General features: G+C 66.8%; 20 protein-coding genes. 18 read left to right on the top strand and 2 right to left on the bottom strand.

Annotation, left to right across the window (positions count from 1 at the left end; genetic code table 11):
* The first annotated feature begins 18 nt into the window (after window positions 1–18).
* From ACIA5C_RS19870 to ACIA5C_RS19860, 3 genes are all read left to right on the top strand, one after another.
* Window positions 19–939 (top strand): recombinase family protein, encoded by a 921-nt coding sequence (locus tag ACIA5C_RS19870; protein WP_396056678.1) that lies wholly within the window; start codon window positions 19–21, stop codon window positions 937–939.
* A 157-nt stretch (window positions 940–1,096) separates the two neighbouring features.
* The gene (locus ACIA5C_RS19865; protein ID WP_396056558.1) at window positions 1,097–1,843 is read left to right on the top strand and encodes a hypothetical protein; all 747 of its coding nucleotides are present in this window, start codon (window positions 1,097–1,099) and stop codon (window positions 1,841–1,843) included.
* Complete coding sequence (locus ACIA5C_RS19860; protein ID WP_396056556.1) at window positions 1,840–2,232, top strand: hypothetical protein; 393 nt, start codon at window positions 1,840–1,842, stop codon at window positions 2,230–2,232. Before ACIA5C_RS19865 ends, ACIA5C_RS19860 begins: the two co-directional genes overlap by 4 nt.
* Before the next feature lie 767 nt (window positions 2,233–2,999).
* Here ACIA5C_RS19860 and ACIA5C_RS19855 read toward each other — a convergent pair.
* A complete protein-coding gene (locus ACIA5C_RS19855; RefSeq protein WP_396056554.1) occupies window positions 3,000–3,809 on the bottom strand; it encodes a protein phosphatase 2C domain-containing protein in 810 nt (269 codons plus the stop codon).
* Between the two features lie 11 nt (window positions 3,810–3,820).
* A complete protein-coding gene (locus ACIA5C_RS19850; RefSeq protein ID WP_396056552.1) occupies window positions 3,821–4,672 on the bottom strand; it encodes a sigma-70 family RNA polymerase sigma factor in 852 nt (283 codons plus the stop codon).
* Between the two features lie 172 nt (window positions 4,673–4,844).
* Between ACIA5C_RS19850 and ACIA5C_RS19845 the strand changes: the two genes are divergently transcribed.
* From ACIA5C_RS19845 to ACIA5C_RS19775, 15 genes are all read left to right on the top strand, one after another.
* The gene (locus tag ACIA5C_RS19845; protein WP_396056550.1) at window positions 4,845–5,087 is read left to right on the top strand and encodes a DUF6284 family protein; all 243 of its coding nucleotides are present in this window, start codon (window positions 4,845–4,847) and stop codon (window positions 5,085–5,087) included.
* Window positions 5,087–5,818 (top strand): DUF2637 domain-containing protein, encoded by a 732-nt coding sequence (locus ACIA5C_RS19840; RefSeq protein ID WP_396056548.1) that lies wholly within the window; start codon window positions 5,087–5,089, stop codon window positions 5,816–5,818. The genes ACIA5C_RS19845 and ACIA5C_RS19840 overlap by 1 nt, the downstream gene beginning before the upstream one ends.
* An 11-nt stretch (window positions 5,819–5,829) precedes the next feature.
* On the top strand, window positions 5,830–6,063 hold the full coding sequence (locus ACIA5C_RS19835; RefSeq protein WP_396056546.1) for a hypothetical protein: 234 nt from the start codon (window positions 5,830–5,832) through the stop codon (window positions 6,061–6,063).
* 92 nt (window positions 6,064–6,155) lie between these two features.
* A complete protein-coding gene (locus ACIA5C_RS19830) occupies window positions 6,156–6,332 on the top strand; it encodes a hypothetical protein (RefSeq protein WP_396056544.1) in 177 nt (58 codons plus the stop codon).
* 12 nt (window positions 6,333–6,344) lie between these two features.
* Window positions 6,345–8,534: a cell division protein FtsK gene (locus tag ACIA5C_RS19825; protein ID WP_396056542.1), complete on the top strand. Its 2,190-nt coding sequence runs from the start codon at window positions 6,345–6,347 to the stop codon at window positions 8,532–8,534.
* A 141-nt stretch (window positions 8,535–8,675) separates the two neighbouring features.
* The gene (locus ACIA5C_RS19820; protein WP_396056540.1) at window positions 8,676–8,924 is read left to right on the top strand and encodes a hypothetical protein; all 249 of its coding nucleotides are present in this window, start codon (window positions 8,676–8,678) and stop codon (window positions 8,922–8,924) included.
* Window positions 8,921–9,259: a hypothetical protein gene (locus tag ACIA5C_RS19815; RefSeq protein WP_396056537.1), complete on the top strand. Its 339-nt coding sequence runs from the start codon at window positions 8,921–8,923 to the stop codon at window positions 9,257–9,259. The genes ACIA5C_RS19820 and ACIA5C_RS19815 overlap by 4 nt, the downstream gene beginning before the upstream one ends.
* Entirely contained in the window at window positions 9,259–9,981 is a 723-nt protein-coding gene (locus ACIA5C_RS19810) for a DNA methylase (protein WP_396056535.1), read from the top strand. The genes ACIA5C_RS19815 and ACIA5C_RS19810 overlap by 1 nt, the downstream gene beginning before the upstream one ends.
* Complete coding sequence (locus tag ACIA5C_RS19805) at window positions 9,981–10,355, top strand: RRQRL motif-containing zinc-binding protein (RefSeq protein ID WP_396056533.1); 375 nt, start codon at window positions 9,981–9,983, stop codon at window positions 10,353–10,355. The genes ACIA5C_RS19810 and ACIA5C_RS19805 overlap by 1 nt, the downstream gene beginning before the upstream one ends.
* Window positions 10,352–11,035, top strand: a complete 684-nt coding sequence (locus ACIA5C_RS19800) for a DUF4417 domain-containing protein (protein WP_396056531.1) — start codon at window positions 10,352–10,354, stop codon at window positions 11,033–11,035. The genes ACIA5C_RS19805 and ACIA5C_RS19800 overlap by 4 nt, the downstream gene beginning before the upstream one ends.
* The gene (locus tag ACIA5C_RS19795) at window positions 11,020–11,739 is read left to right on the top strand and encodes a hypothetical protein (RefSeq protein WP_396056528.1); all 720 of its coding nucleotides are present in this window, start codon (window positions 11,020–11,022) and stop codon (window positions 11,737–11,739) included. The genes ACIA5C_RS19800 and ACIA5C_RS19795 overlap by 16 nt, the downstream gene beginning before the upstream one ends.
* Window positions 11,736–12,941, top strand: a complete 1,206-nt coding sequence (locus ACIA5C_RS19790) for a bifunctional DNA primase/polymerase (RefSeq protein WP_396056526.1) — start codon at window positions 11,736–11,738, stop codon at window positions 12,939–12,941. The genes ACIA5C_RS19795 and ACIA5C_RS19790 overlap by 4 nt, the downstream gene beginning before the upstream one ends.
* Entirely contained in the window at window positions 12,938–14,047 is a 1,110-nt protein-coding gene (locus tag ACIA5C_RS19785) for an AAA family ATPase (protein ID WP_396056524.1), read from the top strand. The genes ACIA5C_RS19790 and ACIA5C_RS19785 overlap by 4 nt, the downstream gene beginning before the upstream one ends.
* A 182-nt stretch (window positions 14,048–14,229) precedes the next feature.
* Window positions 14,230–14,556 carry a hypothetical protein gene (locus tag ACIA5C_RS19780; protein WP_396056522.1) on the top strand — a complete coding sequence of 109 codons (327 nt, stop codon included), beginning with the start codon at window positions 14,230–14,232 and terminating at the stop codon, window positions 14,554–14,556.
* Between the two features lie 217 nt (window positions 14,557–14,773).
* Window positions 14,774–16,885, top strand: a complete 2,112-nt coding sequence (locus ACIA5C_RS19775; protein ID WP_396056520.1) for an NACHT domain-containing protein — start codon at window positions 14,774–14,776, stop codon at window positions 16,883–16,885.
* The last annotated feature ends 96 nt before the right edge of the window (window positions 16,886–16,981 follow it).

The following is a 16,981-nucleotide window of genomic DNA, read 5'->3' as shown; positions in this document are numbered from 1 at the left end:
GGCTACGAAGCTGACCGGGTGACCATCGTCCCCGAGGAAGCCGAGATCATCCGGGAGTGCGTCCTCCGCGTGCTGGCCATGGAGTCACTGGCGAGCATCGTCCGCGACCTCACGCAGCGCGGCATCACGACGACCGCGGGGAACAGCTTCAAGGTCACGAGCCTCCGGCAGCTTCTCTGCCGGGCGAGGATCAGCGGTCGCCGCGAGCACACTCCGCGGAGCAACTGGGAGACGACGCGCCCGATCATCGGGGACATCGTGGCCGATGCAGTCTGGCCCGGGATCATCACCGCGGACGAGTCCGACCGCGTACGCGCGATCCTCACGGACCCTGACCGGCAGACCCGCCAGCCCGGCCAGCGCATGAACAGCTACCTCCTGACCGGCCTACTTGTGTGCCACTGCGGCGCGCGTCTCGTCGGCCGGCCGAGGTCGGGCGTGCCGCGTTACGTGTGCTCCAACGCCCCTGGCTACGACTCGTGCGGCAAGACCGCCACGAACACACAGCGAACCGATGACCACATCCGCGACCTGGTCATCGTGGCGTTGGACTCACCCGACTTCATCGAACGGCTACGGTCCCGGCAGGCCCTCGGATCCGAGGCATCCGACGCGGTCAAGGACGACGAACTACAGCTCGAAGAGCTGGCCCAGCAGTGGGCCCGCAAGGAGATTACTCGCCGAGAATGGATGGCCGCCCGCGTGGTCGTTGAGCAGCGGCTAGAGCGCAACCGGGCCGCCGCGGCCCGAGAGTCCCGCCGGCACGTGCTCCGCGGCTTCGTCGGCACGCTGGAAGAGATGTACGAGCGCTGGGAGCTCATGAACGTCTCGCAGCGACGTGCTGTGCTCAGCGCCACCCTGCACTCCGTCAAGGTCAATCCGGCCGATCCGCGGAAGCGATGGGATCCCGATCGCTTCGCACCCGAATGGATAGCGTGACCAAGGGGGGCGATGCCCGAGCCTCCGAGGTGGTGGTGCCAGAGGCTGCGTGCGCCTGCCATCTGAGGTCGCCGACTTGGCTCGCCCCCGATAGATGATCAGCCATATAACCCTCAGTACCTTGACCTGGTGCCGCGCTTAGGGCGACAGTTACACAATGGACCAGAATTCGCCGCCGCCGTCGGCGGAAGATCAAATTCAGGCTGCCCGTAGGCTCCTTCGCAGTCACCGTCACCTATTTAGCCTGCATTATGATAAATCTCTTATGAGGAAAGAGACTCCGAAGTCTTTCGGGTCTGGCGATGATGAGATGGTCTACCTCTATGGGCGAATTCTCTTTCTATTAACCTTGGCGGAGACGACCTATTCGTCAAATCATATTCTGATCAGTCAAATGCAGGTCGATGGTTCAAAACTCGACATAGTCATGGATGCCATCAATCAGCTGGACTCGGCTGGATTGGCGATTGCGGACGCTGAAAAAAGGCGAGTAAAGCTTGTTGAGAAAGAGAAGGAAGAACTGCGGGCGATATTCAAAGTTCAAGATGCCTCGCAATATCTGCCTTCTTCAAACCCAGGGCCCCTCCTAGTAGTTCCGCAATCTGTACTCTTTTACGATGATGACTCGGCGGAAGCTCTTTTCGAGGATGCCCCGCCTGCCGAGTTTAGCGGTGAGTCACATCAACTTTTGGGACGAACGGGCCGGTTGTCCCGGTGGAGAGCATTTATAGCCGTCATGCGCGCCTCGCTGCGCAGGAGATCGGTCGAGCCGGCTCGCTCTCGCGATTCTATGGTCGACGAGGCTACGGATGACTTAAATGCCATTCTAAATCTCCTCGGACCACCTCCCGAAAGTTCAGCCTCGCCCGCATCGACGCCCGATGTTCCGGTAGGTGCCGCGTGAAGACGGATCCCGATTCTTCGTCGTGGGAGGGATTGTCGCCGTGGGACAAGGCCGCGCAGTGGCATTTGGTGGCTCCGCACATTGCGGAGGACGTTATGGCGCTGGCGCGCGAGCGCGCCAAAATGCAGTGGAAGGTTGAGGAGGAAGACGCGGCTCACCGAAGAAAGATGGAGACCCGCCTCTGGCTTACGCAGATTTTTGGGTTGGTGGGTGGTCTACTAAACGTCGCAGCGCTCACCGTACTGGCTTGGCACTATGCCGATACTGGGAACATCGTTCCCGGCCTGACTATGTTCGGTGCCGGAAGCGGCCTCACTGCAGGCGTCTATGCGGTTAGTCGTTCGATAGGTGTGCGCGCCCGGAAGGCTGAGAAGAATTCATCCAAGTGATAAACACCGAGAGGCGTGAGTGTTCGATACGCTCGCTGATAGCGGGGGATTGGCCGAGCCGTCTATCAGCTAGCGGGTTCGGTCGTCCAGATCGCTGGAATGTGATCTGGTTCGCCCACTCTTCATTGGCTTTTCGAACGGGGGGTCCGTCGGCGCCGCGGACGTCGTGCCGAGGTCCATCTCCCGCCATTCACCCGGCCCGTTGGCCATCCTCAGTCGGTCGACCATGTCGCGGGCTGCCTCTTCCGAGTCAAAGTCCCATTGAAGGATCTTGCCGTCGGAGTGTCCCTGCCGGGCCGTGACCCTGTAGCTGGTTGAGAGCCAGATGTCCCGGCGTCCGAGTCGGCCCCAGACCCCGTTCCACCATCGACCCAACACAGCCATGCGGGCAGACTAATCGAACGTATGTACTAGCGCGAGTGACGGGGCCCCGAGAACCTGTCACCGGCGTTTTCCCAGTTCAGCGGTTATCGGGTGACACCAGTGACGTGAGTGACACGGTGACAGGGGCAGCGGCATTCGCTGCTCGTGATCTAGCGGAAGCGCCAGGCCCCCCGGGTGACAGTCGCGCCCGGTCGCGTCACTCACGTTTTGCAGCTCAGCACGTATTGAGTGACAAGAGTGACGGCAGTTGCCCCGGTGACGTAGCGGTCACTACCGTGACAGACGTGGAGTGAAGTGACAGCGGCGGCTGGCCGTCACTCACATCTTCCCAGTTCAGAGCCTGTCGGGGACACCAGTGACAGTGGTGTCCCCCTGTCAGACCCCTATGAGATCGCGCAATAAGCCGCCGTGGCGTCGTCGTATGTCTTGCCGCGCGGCCAGCGTGTCCCCTCTGGATCAGAGCGCTCGGCCGCTCGGACCTCGGCGATCAGGGCCGCCGGACCTTGGTCGTCGAGCAGGGCGAGGGTGTCAGTCCATGTGGCGAGGTTGAAGCGGTCGACCATTCGGCTTGCCCCGTCACTAAGCAATGCGAAATCCTGCACTTGGTCGATCGGATGATGCCCCAGAAGCGCCTCATAGGCTGCTGCCGGGTTTGCTGCGGCAACCCAGAATCCTCCCGGTTTATTGCGAAAGTCGCGAATCTTGCTCATAAAAACGCGCCGAGCTTCCTCATGCATTGGGGTCCCGTGCGGAACGCTGGTCATTGCGTCACGGAACGGGCGTGCAGCATCAGCTTCTCTCGTATCGCAGATCACTTGCTCACAGCCGCCGCGCTGCCGGACCACCAAGACAGAGTCAGCGAGCACTAAATGCTCAAGTTGGCCGTTGCGTATTCGCGCAATGATGACTGTCGCGCTCGGGGTGCCGACGTGGGCCAGATCGCACGTATGAGCATGTGAATCCGCGACGGTCTTAATCGCGCCAGCTAGCAACTCCGGTAGTTCGCCACCGTCACCCGCCGTCAGTCGAGCAATTAGAGTCGAACCCAGGTTACGCGAAAACCAGGCTACGCCGTGATTGCAACCGCTGTCAGTGCCAGAGAGGCCAGCCCCGTCGAGAAGAACAACGGCATTCGGGATTGCGGCTACGAAATCCTCGTTTTCGTGAGCGTCGGTGGCTGGCCTCGTCGCCATAGCGACTCGCATTAGACCTCCTCAAAACGATGGATTGGGGTTGCCAAATCAACGGCTATAGGTTCACGGGTATCGGGATCAAAATCTGTTCTGACAATAACGGAGAATTCCGAGGCGTGGACCTCGGCGAATAGTTCGGCGAGCCTGGCGGTCAGCAGATGGATAACCCCTAGAGAACCGGGTGGATGAATGCCGGTAAAAACAAGGACGGATCCTTTACCGTCGGGCCGGCGAAGTCGCCCGAGATATGCGTAGTCCTGGTCTAGTGCCGGCGTCGTATCCTGACCTGACCGGAAGACCGCGCCACTGCGCCGGTCGACGAGGGTCCATACGCCATCTGCCGCACGCTCGAATTGCAGCGCTGAGTCTTGAGCGAGGGTTGCGGCGACAGGCTCCGAAAGCCGCGGGCCGCAAATCACGACGAGATTGGGTCGATTGAGGTCGATCGCACCGCCCACGGGCACGTTCTCGAAGAACGGCTCAAGGCCAACGCTACGGGCGTAGTCGCCAAGGCGCTGTGCACCGGTGACGTCCTCAACAGCAACGACCGGTCGCCCCTTGATTGCTTCCTGCTTGAGCGGCGTGGCGATGGTCACCTGCCCAACGCCGAGGAAGGCCGCCTCAGGTGCTGGGCCTCCGTGTCGGATCTGATGGATACGCCCACGGCTGAGCCCGGCCGCCTCGGCGATCTGTGCGTAGGACATTCCGCTCTCGTGAAGATCCTGGATGGTGCGTCGTCGTAAGCGGGATAACTCGGTGACCTGTTGCTGTGCGACCGATAGCTGTGCGGTCGCGGCCCGCAACAGATCAAAAGGATCTTTGATTGCGGCGATGCGAGCAACGGCGTCTGTGCTGTTGTCCACATCCGTGCGACTTCTACTCACTGTCTAGCCCCCCTTGACGGATACAGACTAGCCGCTTACTTTGGTGTCTACCCCCCTAGACGACGCGCCCCGCATCGCAGTGGCGCTGTCTAGGGGGGTAGACGGAGCCTTCGTGGATCGCCACCGAGCGATCCCGTCCTAGGAGGAACGCGTGACTATCCCCCGGCATGACGACGAACCGACCGGCGCCGACCTGTCCGCGATCGAGGCCCAGTGGCCGCTGATCGAGGCTGAGTTGTCGCTGCTGGATGCCGAGATCGCCAATATCTACGCCGCCGAGCACGGCGGCCCGACGCCGCTGGACTGGCGGCGTCTGCGTCGGGCTGAGGCTCGTGTCACCCGCGTGGCCGCTGAGCTGGCCGCACGTCCCGTCGCCCTTCGCGAGGTGGCGTGATGACCCAGGACATCAAGCGTCTTCGCCGCGTGGGTTGGGGCGTGCGGGGTGTGTTCGCCCTCGGCATCGCAGCCTCGCTGGCCGGCAACGTGCTGCATGCCGGTGACAACCCGATCAGCCGGGCGATCTCGGCGTGGTCGCCGCTATCACTGCTGCTGGCCGTCGAGCTGATCTCCCGGATCCCGGCCCGCCGCGGGCCGGCCTCGTACGCCCGCCTCGCCGCTACCGCGGTAATCGCGGGCATCGCGGCGTGGGTGTCGTACTGGCACATGGCCGGTGTCGCGGCCCATTACGGCGAGACGAGCGTGAGCGCGCACCTGCTGCCGTTCAGCGTGGATGGCCTGATCGTGGTCGCCTCGATCAGCCTCGTCGAGATCGGCGGCCGGATCCGCACGATCGCCGACCCCACGCCTGCTGCCACGCCTGTACCGGCTGCCGTTCCTGCGCCGGTGAGCGTCCCGGATCCCGTTGTGGCGCTTGCGATCGAGGCCGAGACCGCCCCGGTTGCCAAGCCGCGTGTCAAGCGTGTGGCGACGCGGCCTGCGTCGGCCGAGAAGGTTGCGAAGGCCGCGGCAAAGCTGCCTGGCGCGAGCGTCTCGCAGATCGCTGAGAAGGCCGGTGTGTCGGTGTCGACCGCCCGCCGTCACCTCGCCGCGGTGAAGGTCGCCGCCCCGCTGTCGCCGGCCCCGCTTGCTGCGGAAACGCCGGAGCTGCTCGCGGCCGCTGCGTGAGGAGACGAGCGATGACCGAGATCCACGAAGCGCACGCCGAACTGCACAACCTGCGCGTCGACCTGGCCAACCTGCACGACTGGGCTGAGAACGCGCTCAACGACGAGCACGCCGACCGGCAGCGAATCGCCGAGTACCTGTCCGCGTCGCTTGACGCGCTGGCGAACGGCAAGCCGTGGGACCTCCCGCGGCGCCTGAAGTACGCCTCCTCGCAGCCCGACCGGCGCCTCTCTCGACACGGATAGCACCGCCCGGCGGCACGGCCCAAACCGACCAAAGCAGCGCCGTACCGCCGGCCCTCCCATCGGCCCATCAGACCTTAGGAGAGGCCCCCATCATGCTCCGCTCCAACCGTTCCGCAGAAGACGCCGTCGCCAACCACACCCGCCAGAGCGAGCAGGCCGACCGGCGCGAGGCCGCCAAGACCGCCGATTCGGCCCGGATCCGGGCGAGCCACGCCGCCGGCCGCGACAGCCGCTCGATCGGCACCACCCGCACTGCCTACGGCCGATAGGAGACAGTCCAAATGACCACCCCTGACCACAACCCGCAACCGGACGACTACGACCGTTTCGTCGCCGCCTTGGCCGACGTCGCCGACGGCAACGTGGTGGACCTGAACGCGCTCCGGACCCGCCGCGCAACGAGCCCGGGCGAGTCGGTCCCGGACGACGACACCGACGCCGAGACCGTCGATGACAGCCCGGCCACCGACGGCGGCCCGGTCGACGCAGCGGAGGACATGCCGCACGAGGTGCTGTTGCGGCAGCGCGAGCGCCGGCCGATCCTGGCGGACTGGGCGCGATCGCGTCGTGCGTTCGCCGCGGCGGCTAGGCATCAGAGCAAGGACGCCGGGTACGTGCTGGCGTATCACGCGGTGCGGTCGCCGAAGTACGCGGCCAAGACGGCCGTGTGGGCGCCGATCGGCCTGTTCCGCGGTCTCGGCCAGGCCCTGCACTGGGCGACCGCGGAAGAGGGCAACTGGCACCTGCGTCAGGCCGCCGCGAACAAGGGTGAGGCCGACGTGTGGTTGAAGCTTGACGCCCGTCGGCAGCGGCAGACCGCGTGGCGTTGGTGGGTGTTCGCCCTGGCCACCGCAGCAATCGTGACCGGCTTGGTGGTGCTGGCGTTCGGCCCGGCGTGGTGGCGGCTGCTCGCCGCGCTGGTGGTGGTGCCGTTCCTGGCGACGCGGGGTCGGCCGGCCGACAAGCCGATCACTGACCGCGTCAGTGAGGGCAACCGGTATCGCAAGCTGACCGCTGAGTTGGTGCGGCGCGCGATCACGTCGGTACAGATCGGCGCCATCAACAGCGCCGTGTCCAAGGACCCGAAGGCGATTAGTTTCCCGGTCGACATTCACCGCGACGGCCCCGGGCACATCGCGATCGTGGACCTGCCGTTCGGTGTGGAGGCCTCCGAGGTCGTCGCCCGCCGCGGCCGGCTCGCCTCCGCCATGCGCCTGCCGATGGACCAGGTCTGGCCGGAGACCGCCCCGGGGCACACGGGCCGGCTGGCCCTGTGGGTCGGCTACGAGCCTGCCTCGCAGATGAAGCAGCCGACCTGTCCGCTGCTGGCCGAGTCGACGAAGGTGGATCTGTTCAAGCCGTTCCCGTTCGCGACCACGCCGAAGCTCGACGTCATCATGGCCGAGCTGATGTACCGCAACTGGCTGTTCGGTGGCCAGCCCGGCTCGGGTAAGACGTTCGCGTTGCGGCTGCTGATCCTGGCCGCGTCCCTGGACGCCCGGGCGGAGATCCGCGGCTACGAACTCAAGGGTGTGGGCGACTTCGCGGTACTCGAGCCCGTGATGGCCGAGTACGGCAACGGGTTCGACGACGAGACCCTGGCCCGCGCGTTCGCGTTCATCGAGTGGCTCTACGAGGAAGCCAGGCGCCGGTCAAAGAAAATCGAGCACTACGCCCGCATGGGCAAGGCCCCGGAGAACAAGGTCACCCCGGAGCTGGCCTCGCTCAAGGGGTCCGGGCTGCACCCGCTCATCGCCTGGTTCGATGAGCTGCAAGAGCTGATGACCAGCAAGTACGGCAAGGAAGCCGGCGAACTGCTGGAGAAGGTCATCAAGCTCGGCCGGGCCCTGGGCATCGTGATCCTGATCGGTACCCAGATCCCGGACAAGGACAGCCTGCCGACCGGGATCACCCGCAACGTCAACTCCCGGTTCTGCCTGTCGGTCGCTGACCAGACCGCCAACGACATGATCCTCGGGACCTCGGCCTACAAGCAGGGGCTGCGGGCGACGGTCTTCCAGCCGGTCATCGAGGCCGGGTGGGGTGTGCTGCGCGGCTTCGGCAAGGCGGAGTCGGTCCGGTCGTTCTACGTCGACACGACCGCGGCGGCGCGGATCGTTGCTCAGGCGGTCGCGCTGCGCACCGCGGCCGGCACGCTGCCGACCGACTCGGCCGAGCGCGACGTGGCGCCGACGCACGCGGTGCTCGACGATCTGGCCCGGGTGTGGCCTGGCGACGACAAGTCCGCGTGGAACGAGACCCTGTGCGCCGGGCTCATCGAGTTGCGGCCGGACGTCTACGGCGGCTGGGAACCCGCCCAGCTCACCGCGGCCCTCAAGCCGCACACCGCGGTCAAGGTCATCGACGTCGGTCGCCGGGTGGACGGCAAGTCGGTCACCCGGCGCGGGATCCGGCACCCCGACCTCCTGTCCGCGATCGCGGAGCGTGACCGCAAGCGTAAGACCGACTGACCGTCGCGAGGCTGCTAGCGCTAGCGGCCGGACCTGCTAGCGCTAGCACCTCCGCTAGCACCTGATCAAGATTCTGGGCTGCGACCTAGCGGATAGCAGCTCACGGCCCCGCACACCCAAAAACCGGCCCGGGAGGCTGTTGTGAACCCCCAGCTCGCCGCCGCTAGCGTCCTCATCCTCACCCTCACCACCGTCACCCTCGGTTACGCCTTCGCGTGCTGGGTGTGGCCCTTCAAGTCCTGCCCGCGCTGCGAGGGCAGCGGCAAGCGGCCCTCGCCGTCCGGCCGCGCGTTCAAGCTCTGCCGCCGCTGCGAGGGCACCGGCCGCCGCCTGCGCGCCGGACGTTGGATCTACAACCGGTTCGCCGGGATCCGTCGGGACGCCCGATGAAGGCCCGCACGATGGGCCGGCTCCACCGCGAGCCCACCGAGCACACCGAGTGGTGCACCCGCGACCACCGGTGCGGCGTGGGCGAGCACCGGTCCGCTGACCTGATCGCCGACGCGATCGGCGGCCGGGCCGTCATCACCCGCGTCCGTGCCGGCGACGTCGAGTACGCCGAGATCCGCGCGCGGATCCCCTTGCACAGCACCGAAACCGGCGCCCGCTGGCAACTCGCCGCCACGCTGCGACTCATGCGCGAGCTGCTCGCTGCGGTCGCGATCCGCCGCGGCGTGCTGCGCGGGCAGACCGAACGGCCGGCGATCAATCGGAGGGCCGCGTGATGAGCCGGCCGCTCGTGCTGGATCTGTTCTGCTGTGCCGGCGGGGCCGCGGCCGGCTATCACGCCGCAGGGTTCGACGTGCTCGGCGTGGACATCGTCGACCGGCCGCGCTACCCGTTCCGGTTCGTCCGCGCCGAGGCCCTGTCCTACCTGGACCGGCTGACCCGCGGGGGCGGGATCCGGGCGTTCTCCCTGATCCACACCTCGCCGCCGTGTCAGGCCGGGTGCGCGTTGACGCAGGGCACGAACCGGGCGATGGGGTGGGGCCGCGACCACGAGCAACTCATCCCCGACCTGCGCGAGCTGCTCGACCGGACCGGACTGCCGTACGTGATCGAGCAACCCAACGGATCCGCCCCGGTCCGCAAGGACGTCACCTTGTGCGGGGAGATGTTCGGCCTCGGGGTGATCCGGCACCGCAACTTCGAGCTGCGCGGCTGGACCACACCGCGGCCGGTGCACGTCAAGCACCGCGGCCGGGTACGCGGATGGCGCCACGGCGTCTACCACGACGGCCCGTACGTGGCTGCCTACGGCGACGGCGGCGGCAAAGCCAAGGTGGCCGAGATGCAGGCGGCGATGGGCATCGACTGGACCGACGTGCGCGAGGAACTGACCGAGGCCATCCCGCCGGCCTACACGGCGTGGCTCGGCCGCGCCTTCCTGGCCGCCGCCGCGAACCGAGCAGGTCGGCTGAGCGCGATCGTGCGGAGCGCCGCCTGATGGGCCGCGTCCGGGCGGCGTTCCACGATCCCGAGGGCACCCGGTACGGGCTGCCTACCTACTGGTGGCGCGGCGCGCCCTCAGGCCTCGCCACCCGGCGGCAACTCCGCGCCGCCGGACTGTGCCCCGGCCGTCAGCCGATCGCCGCGCAGATCCTGTGGGCCGGCGTCGGCGGGGTGCGGACCGCCTACCTGTACCGGCTCGACCTGGCCCGGCCCAAGCGCACCGCGACCCCTGCGCAGCTCGACGCGGTGCGGGCCGCGTTGCGCGCTCGGCGCACCTGCCCGACGTGTGGCCACCTGCGGCCCTACTACATCCCGCGGTCGTTCGGCGAGTGTCTCGACTGCATCTACGAAAGGCGCGGATTGTCATGACCAGCACCGCCTTTGCTCCTGAGTGGACACTCGGGGCGACGCGTTCGAGTCACCGCTGGGCGCAGATGCCCGGCAACTGGGACCGGCTCAACACCCGTGCCCTGTTCCCCAGCGGCAACCGGTGGGGCATCCCCGACCTGCCGCCTGCCTCTGCCGAACCTGCTCGATTGGTGCCGTACAACGCCCGCCACGCGATCGCCGCGGCTCGACCGGGGGACGCGGTGCATTTCTTCCTCGATGACTATCGGTTCGAGACGGTGTGGTCGAAACCCGAGCGTGGCCTGTCGCGTTGCTGCTCGGTGGGTGCCGCCCTCACCCCCGATTTCAGCCTGTGGTCGAACATGCCCCTCGCGATGCAGCTGTGGCAGGTCTACCGGTCCCGCTGGTGCGGGGCGTGGCTGCTCTCCCACGGTGTGACCGTGATCCCGACCGTGTCGTGGTCGACGCCGGAGTCCTACCCGTTCGCGTTCGCCGGCATCGCGACCGGCTCGATCGTGGCCGTGTCCACCGTGGGTGTCGTCCGCGATCGCGAGGCGCGGGCGCTGTTCGCCGCCGGGTACGCCGCGATGCTTGACCGGGTGCGCCCGGCGCGGGTGCTGGTCTACGGCACCGCGTCGGCAACCTGCTCGGTTGGTGACGTGCCGGTCCGGGCGTACCCGTCGCGATGGGCGGCGAAGTGATGGGCGGCCGGGGAAGCCGCGGCCGGGCACTGCCGCAACCGGGCTGGGAGAACGGGCCGACCACACCGGCACCGGCACCGGCCGAGCAGAGCGACTGGCCGGATCCGGTCGCCAAGCCGCCGGCCACGCCGGGCGATCGGATCCGCGACGTCTACACCGATCTCGCCGGCAGCGAGGGCCGCTGGATCGACCTCACCGAGGTCCGCGCCCGGCTCGACGGCCTGCCCCGCGAAGAGGTCGACGCGGCGCTGCGCGACCTGATCCGTGACGACCGGGTGCGGCTGGAACCGGAGCCGTTCGGGCACCGCATCGGCCCGGCCGAACGCGAGGCGGCGATTCACATCGGTGGCGAAGACCGACACAAACTCTGGATCGAGCCCGCCCCGGCGCCGGCAGGAACCGAGCAGGTTGCCGGCGCAGCCAATCGGCCGCTGGGTGACCGGGTCCGCGAGGCCTACGGGGAACTGAAGACCGGCGGCGAAGGGTTGGTCAGCCTTGCCCAGTTGCGCGACAAGCTGCCCGACGTCAGCCGGGCGGAACTCGACGAGACGTTGCTGGAGATGGACCGCCGGCGCGAAGCGCAACTCGAACCGGATCCGCACCGCATCGCGTTGACCGACCGGGCCAAGGACGCGGCCATCTTCCTCGGTGGTGAGGACATGCACCTGATCGTCATCGACACGCCACGAAACGACGAGCCGTGAGCACCAACCGAGCAGGTCGGCCGGGCGGGCACTGGATCGCCGCGAGTAAGGCCCTCGGCCGGCTGGTCTCGACGGCCGGTACCTACCCGCACATCTGCGACCGGACCATCGCGGCTGAGGACACGATTTCCGGCCTGCCGGTGCAGGTCGCCCGGTGGGAGAAGGCCCGCTACTGCGCGGCCTGCGCCCACGACACGTACGTCCGCACCCATCCGTCCACACCCGACATCCGGAGGCCGGAACCCATGCCCAACGACGAATCCCTGCGCGAGGTGGCGCTCGCCGCCGCGGCGCGCGGCTGGTACGTCTTCCCGCTTAGGCCCGACGACAAGCGGCCCGCGTTCCCCGACCACCCGGCCGACGCGTGCACCGGCCGAGACCCCCGCTGCTGCGACGGGCACACCGGGTGGGAAGCCCGCGCCACCACCGACCCTGACCGGATCCGGCGCGGCTGGGCACAGCTCCCGTACGGGGTCGGTATCGCGTGCGGCCCGTCCGGGCTGCTCGTCGCCGACCTGGACATGCCGAAGGACGGACAGAGCGCACCGGCTGAGTGGTCGGACCCGTTGTGCCGCAACGGTTCTGACGTGTTCGCCCTGCTCTGCGCCCGTCACGCCGGCGACGCGGCGCCCGAGGTTTGGGGCACCTACACCGTCACGACCGGCCGGGGCGGCACCCACCTCTACTTCCGGCACCCGGCCGCCGGTCCGGCCCTGCGCAACACCGCCGGCGGGCGCGGCAACGGCCTCGGCTGGCTGGTCGATACCCGATCGCATGGCGGGTACGTCGTCGCGGCCGGCAGCACCGTCGCCGGGCGTCCGTACACGGTCGCCCGGGATCTACCGGTCGCCGACCTGCCCGGCTGGCTCGCGCAGCGTCTCGCCCCCGCACCGCTGCCGCCGCAACGCCCGATCGCGGTCGCCCTGCCCACCGGCCGGGCGGGTGCTTATCTGGACGCGGCGATCGGCCGACAGCTCGACTACCTGCGCGGCGCGGCCGAGGGCGAGCGCAACCACGCCCTCTACGTCTCCGCGGTCGCCCTCGGCCAACTGGCCGCCGGGGGCGCGCTACCGGCCGAGCAGGCGGCCGGGCTGCTCGAACGCGCCGCGCTGTCGATCGGCCTGACCCGTTTCGAGACGTTGCGTACCGTCCGTTCCGGCCTCGCCGCCGGCGCGAAGCGTCCCCGGCAGGTGGCCGCGTGAGCGCCGTGCCGGCCGACCGGCCGAGCCTGCGCGTTGCCGGACCCGACGATGTGGCCGAGGTCCTGTCGCCCGAGCAGGAGCGTCCCGCCCGGATCCGTACCTCGTGGTCTGCCGCGGACATCATGGCGATGGAGTTCGCCCCGCCCAAGTGGGCCGTGCCGGGCGTGCTGTCCGAGGGCGTCAACCTGCTGTGCGGGCCGCCCAAGGTCGGCAAGTCGTGGATGTCGCTCGGCCTCGGTGTCGACGTCGCGTTGGGCGGTAAGGCGTTCGGCTCGATCCCGGTCGAGCGCGGCCCGGTGCTCTACCTCGCCTTGGAGGACACCGCGCGGCGGCTGCAAAACCGGCTTGGCAAGGTACTCGGCTCCCGCAAGGCCCCGGCCGGGCTCACCCTCGCGACCGAGTGCCCGCCGCTGCCCCAGGGCGGCGATCAGGCCATCGCCGCGTGGCTTGACCGCAACCCCACCGCCCGGATGGTCATCATCGACGTGTTCGCCAAGCTGCGCGGCAACTCCGCACCCGGTGACTCGGCCTACGACGCGGACTACAAGGCCGTCAGCCGCGCGAAGAAGGTCGCCGACGACTACGGCGTCGCGTTCGTTCTCGTTCACCACGTGCGCAAGGCCGGATCCGACGACTTCCTCACCGAGGTCTCCGGCACCAACGGCCTCGCCGGGGCCGCTGACGCCACGTTGGTCCTCAAGCGGGCACGCAACCAGGGTGACGGGGTCCTGCACATCACCGGCCGCGACGTCGACGAGAACGAATACGCGCTCGCCTTCGACCCTGCACTCGGGGCGTGGCAGATGCTCGACGGGCCGGCCGAAGACCACAAGCTCAGCGAGACCCGGTCCGTGATCCTGCGCTTCTTGCGCACCGCGCCGGGCAGCACACCCAAGGTCATCGCGACAGGGGTCGGCCTCGCTTACGACAACGTCAAGCAGACCTGCTCGCGGATGCTTGCCGACGGCCAACTCGCCGCCGAACCGGGCGGTCGGTACCGAGTGCCGGGTGTCACGGCTGCCACTCCCGTCACCGGTGTCACTCAACCGGTGCTGACCTGCGAAAACGGTAGTGACAGTGCGAGTGACAGCGAGGGGGACGACTGATCATGGCAGATCGGCTGAAACAGGGAGGATCCGGGTTGATCCCGGTCGGATGCATAGGAACACCCCAGGGCGCCGGAGATCTTGGTTCAGCGTGGCTCTCAGAGGGCCGCGCAGAGGGCCGTAGCGACATCGAGCCCCGTACCCTCGCCAACACCGCATCGCTGCACCGGGAGGCCGTCACCGTGCGACTCAAGGCCGTCGACAGCGCCACCGAAACCGCTGCGGAAGCGGATTCGATCACCAGCCCAACGCCTCAGTGTTTCAGCAAGGAAGTGGGGTCCCGGTCGCTGGCGCTTGTCGATCAGGGCCGCCCCACGAGCGCCGCGCGAGTACCGGTCAACATCAATCAACTTCGCGTACTCGTCACCCGATCGAGGGCAAAGCAGGGTTTGCCCCCAACCATTGAGGACGCCGACGTTCTTGAGAGAGTCGCTGTGATCTTCAAGCTAGCTGCCGAGCCTGCCGCTGCACCGGCTGCCCATGCCCGACCGGACCGCAAGGCCGCATAGCAGGAGAATGGCGGAACGCCCCAGCCGGTTTGGGCTGGGGCGTTCGTCGTTGTCAGGGTGTGCTACTGAGGCCGAGATTAGGGGCACAGTAAGTGAGCCCTGTAGGTACAGAATGCAGTTACCGATTGGTCGCCGGCACGCGGACATTAGGCCCGGTGTCGCGAGTAGGCCACAATCGACGACTGTGAGGGACGCGGGACGCAAGAGGCTCGTTGTCATGTTGCTGGTCGCGTGTGTCGCTGCCGCATTGTGGATGTTCCTTGGTAACGCCGATGGGCGGCTGGTGGGGAACGCGAACGTCGTTGGCGGGCTAATGGGGGTCGCTTCGTTCGCGGCCGTAGCTGTGGCATTTTGGCCGAAGCGGGCCGTATTCGTAGATGAAGGTTCGCGCGCAACTGAGGAACAGTTGCAGGCCGCGGCTGCGTATCTGGCCCGGGAGACGTTGGCGTACTGGAGGGAGCAGGCGAAGGCGCGGCGGATTACGACCCCTGCGCCAGCGCGGGTCTCATGGCGTTGGGCTGGCTTGAACGTTGCGCCCCCGCCAGCTGAGGTGGTCGGTGCCGAGAGCGCGTTGGTGTTGCTGACCGATCGCGTGGTGTCTGAACTGCGGAGAGACCTTTACGAGGTGTTGCCGGACCCCGGGCGCATGGTGATTCTTGGAGGACCGGGGGCCGGCAAGACGACCGCGATGTTGTTGCTGCTCATCGACGTGCTAACTCGTCGCGCTGAGCTCGCTGCGGCGGGGCGAGTTAGTGAGGCGGCCGGGCCGGTGCCGGTGTGGTTGACTTTGGGTGGCTGGAATCCCCGCGAAGTGGCGCTGTTGGAGCACGCGGCAACGGTGATAAATCGGGACTATGCCGGTGTTGTCGTATACGGAGGCCCTAGCACTGCGATGGATTTGTTGCAGGCAGGGCAGATTGCGCTGTTCCTCGATGGGCTCGATGAGATGCCTGATGATCTGCGGGGGCCCGCTCTAGGGGCGATCGACAAGGCTGCTTCGGGGGTCCGAGTAGTCGTTACCAGTCGGCCGGCCGAATTCCAGTCGGGTAGTGCGTTTCACCGATTGTGGGATGCCGCCATCATTGACATCCAGCCTGTCGACCTTGAACATGCGTGCGAGTTCTTACTGGAGCAGCAGATCGGTGCTCGGCGTCTGGCTTGGCTGCAGGTTACAGACCATATGCGGCGACGCCCCGACAGTGTTGTCGCTATGACTTTGCGCAATCCATTGGCATTGAGCCTCGCCCGGGACACCTACACCCACACGTCTGCCAACCCGGCAGACCTGTTATCTCACACAACTGCGGATGCTCTGCTCCGGTATTTACTTGCCCGACTCTTGGTCATTGCCTACCCTGACCACAAAGAATATGAACACAACGTGTACTGGCTCACCTGGATTGCCGAGCGTCTCTGTGGCGACCGAGATATCCGCTGGTGGAGAATGCCGTCTTGGACGACAAGGGGCTCCCGCCTTAACTGGATCGACAGCCTCGTTGTTGTCCTGCTCAGTCTCGGCGGCACCGGGCTCTTGCTCCCTTTGAGCGGATTATCTATTCCGCTTCTAAATGAGCCCAGGCCAAGACCTACTAATTGGCTTCAGTTTGGACTCGTGGGGTTAACTTCGATGGGACTCATGGGTGCGATCTTGGTTTGGATGGGATCGATTATCAGACTGCGTGGACCGTCCGTGCTCATTTGGCGTAGACCTAAACGCGAAGAAATAGGAAGGATTGCAGGTATTGCACTCACAGCTGGGTTCTTCCTCGCGATTGTGACTTGGGTGTTCTACGGGTTTTTGATTGGGTTCGTGCGTGGGCTTGTACCTGGTTTGGCATTCGGTGTGGTGGGCGTACTCATCTGCTTGGTTATTTTGGTCCTGAATCTCTCGACCAGGCCGCTATCTGGCGCCAAGGTGGCCAGCCCATCGGAGATTCGCAGTGGGGATCTTCGACGCACGATCGGTTGCGGAATCGCGTGCGCTCTCACGTTCGGTCTAGCGTTCGGATCCCTGTTAGGTATCGGGGGTGGCGATGGAATCGCGTTCGGTCTCACGTTCGGACTCGCGATCGGTCTCACGTTGGGACTCGTGTCCGGTCTAGCGTTCGGGCTCGGACCGGCCGTCAGAATGGCCGTTCTTGAGCTTGCCTTCGCATTACGTGGCACTCCTGTGCGGCTCATCTCGGTGCTAGAGACAGCCGTGTCGCGGCAAGTCTTACGCCAGGCCGGAGCCGTCTATCAGTTCCGCCACGCGGCGGTGCAGGATCTTCTCGCCCCCCCCGCCCCGCCTTGCGACGGCACGGGGACGCGCATCCGTTCGCGCCGCTAGCGGTAGCGATACTGAGCTTCTAGAGCAGTCAGCTTCCGATCAGGGTGCCGCCTCGCCGCAGTCAGCTTCCGATCAGGGTGCCGCCTCGCCGCAGTC

The sequence above is a fragment of the Actinoplanes sp. NPDC051343 genome (assembly GCF_044455125.1).
Lineage (GTDB): Bacteria > Actinomycetota > Actinomycetes > Mycobacteriales > Micromonosporaceae > Actinoplanes.
The sequence above is the reverse complement of the archived record's forward strand: the minus strand, read 5'-3'. Positions and strand labels throughout refer to the sequence as shown.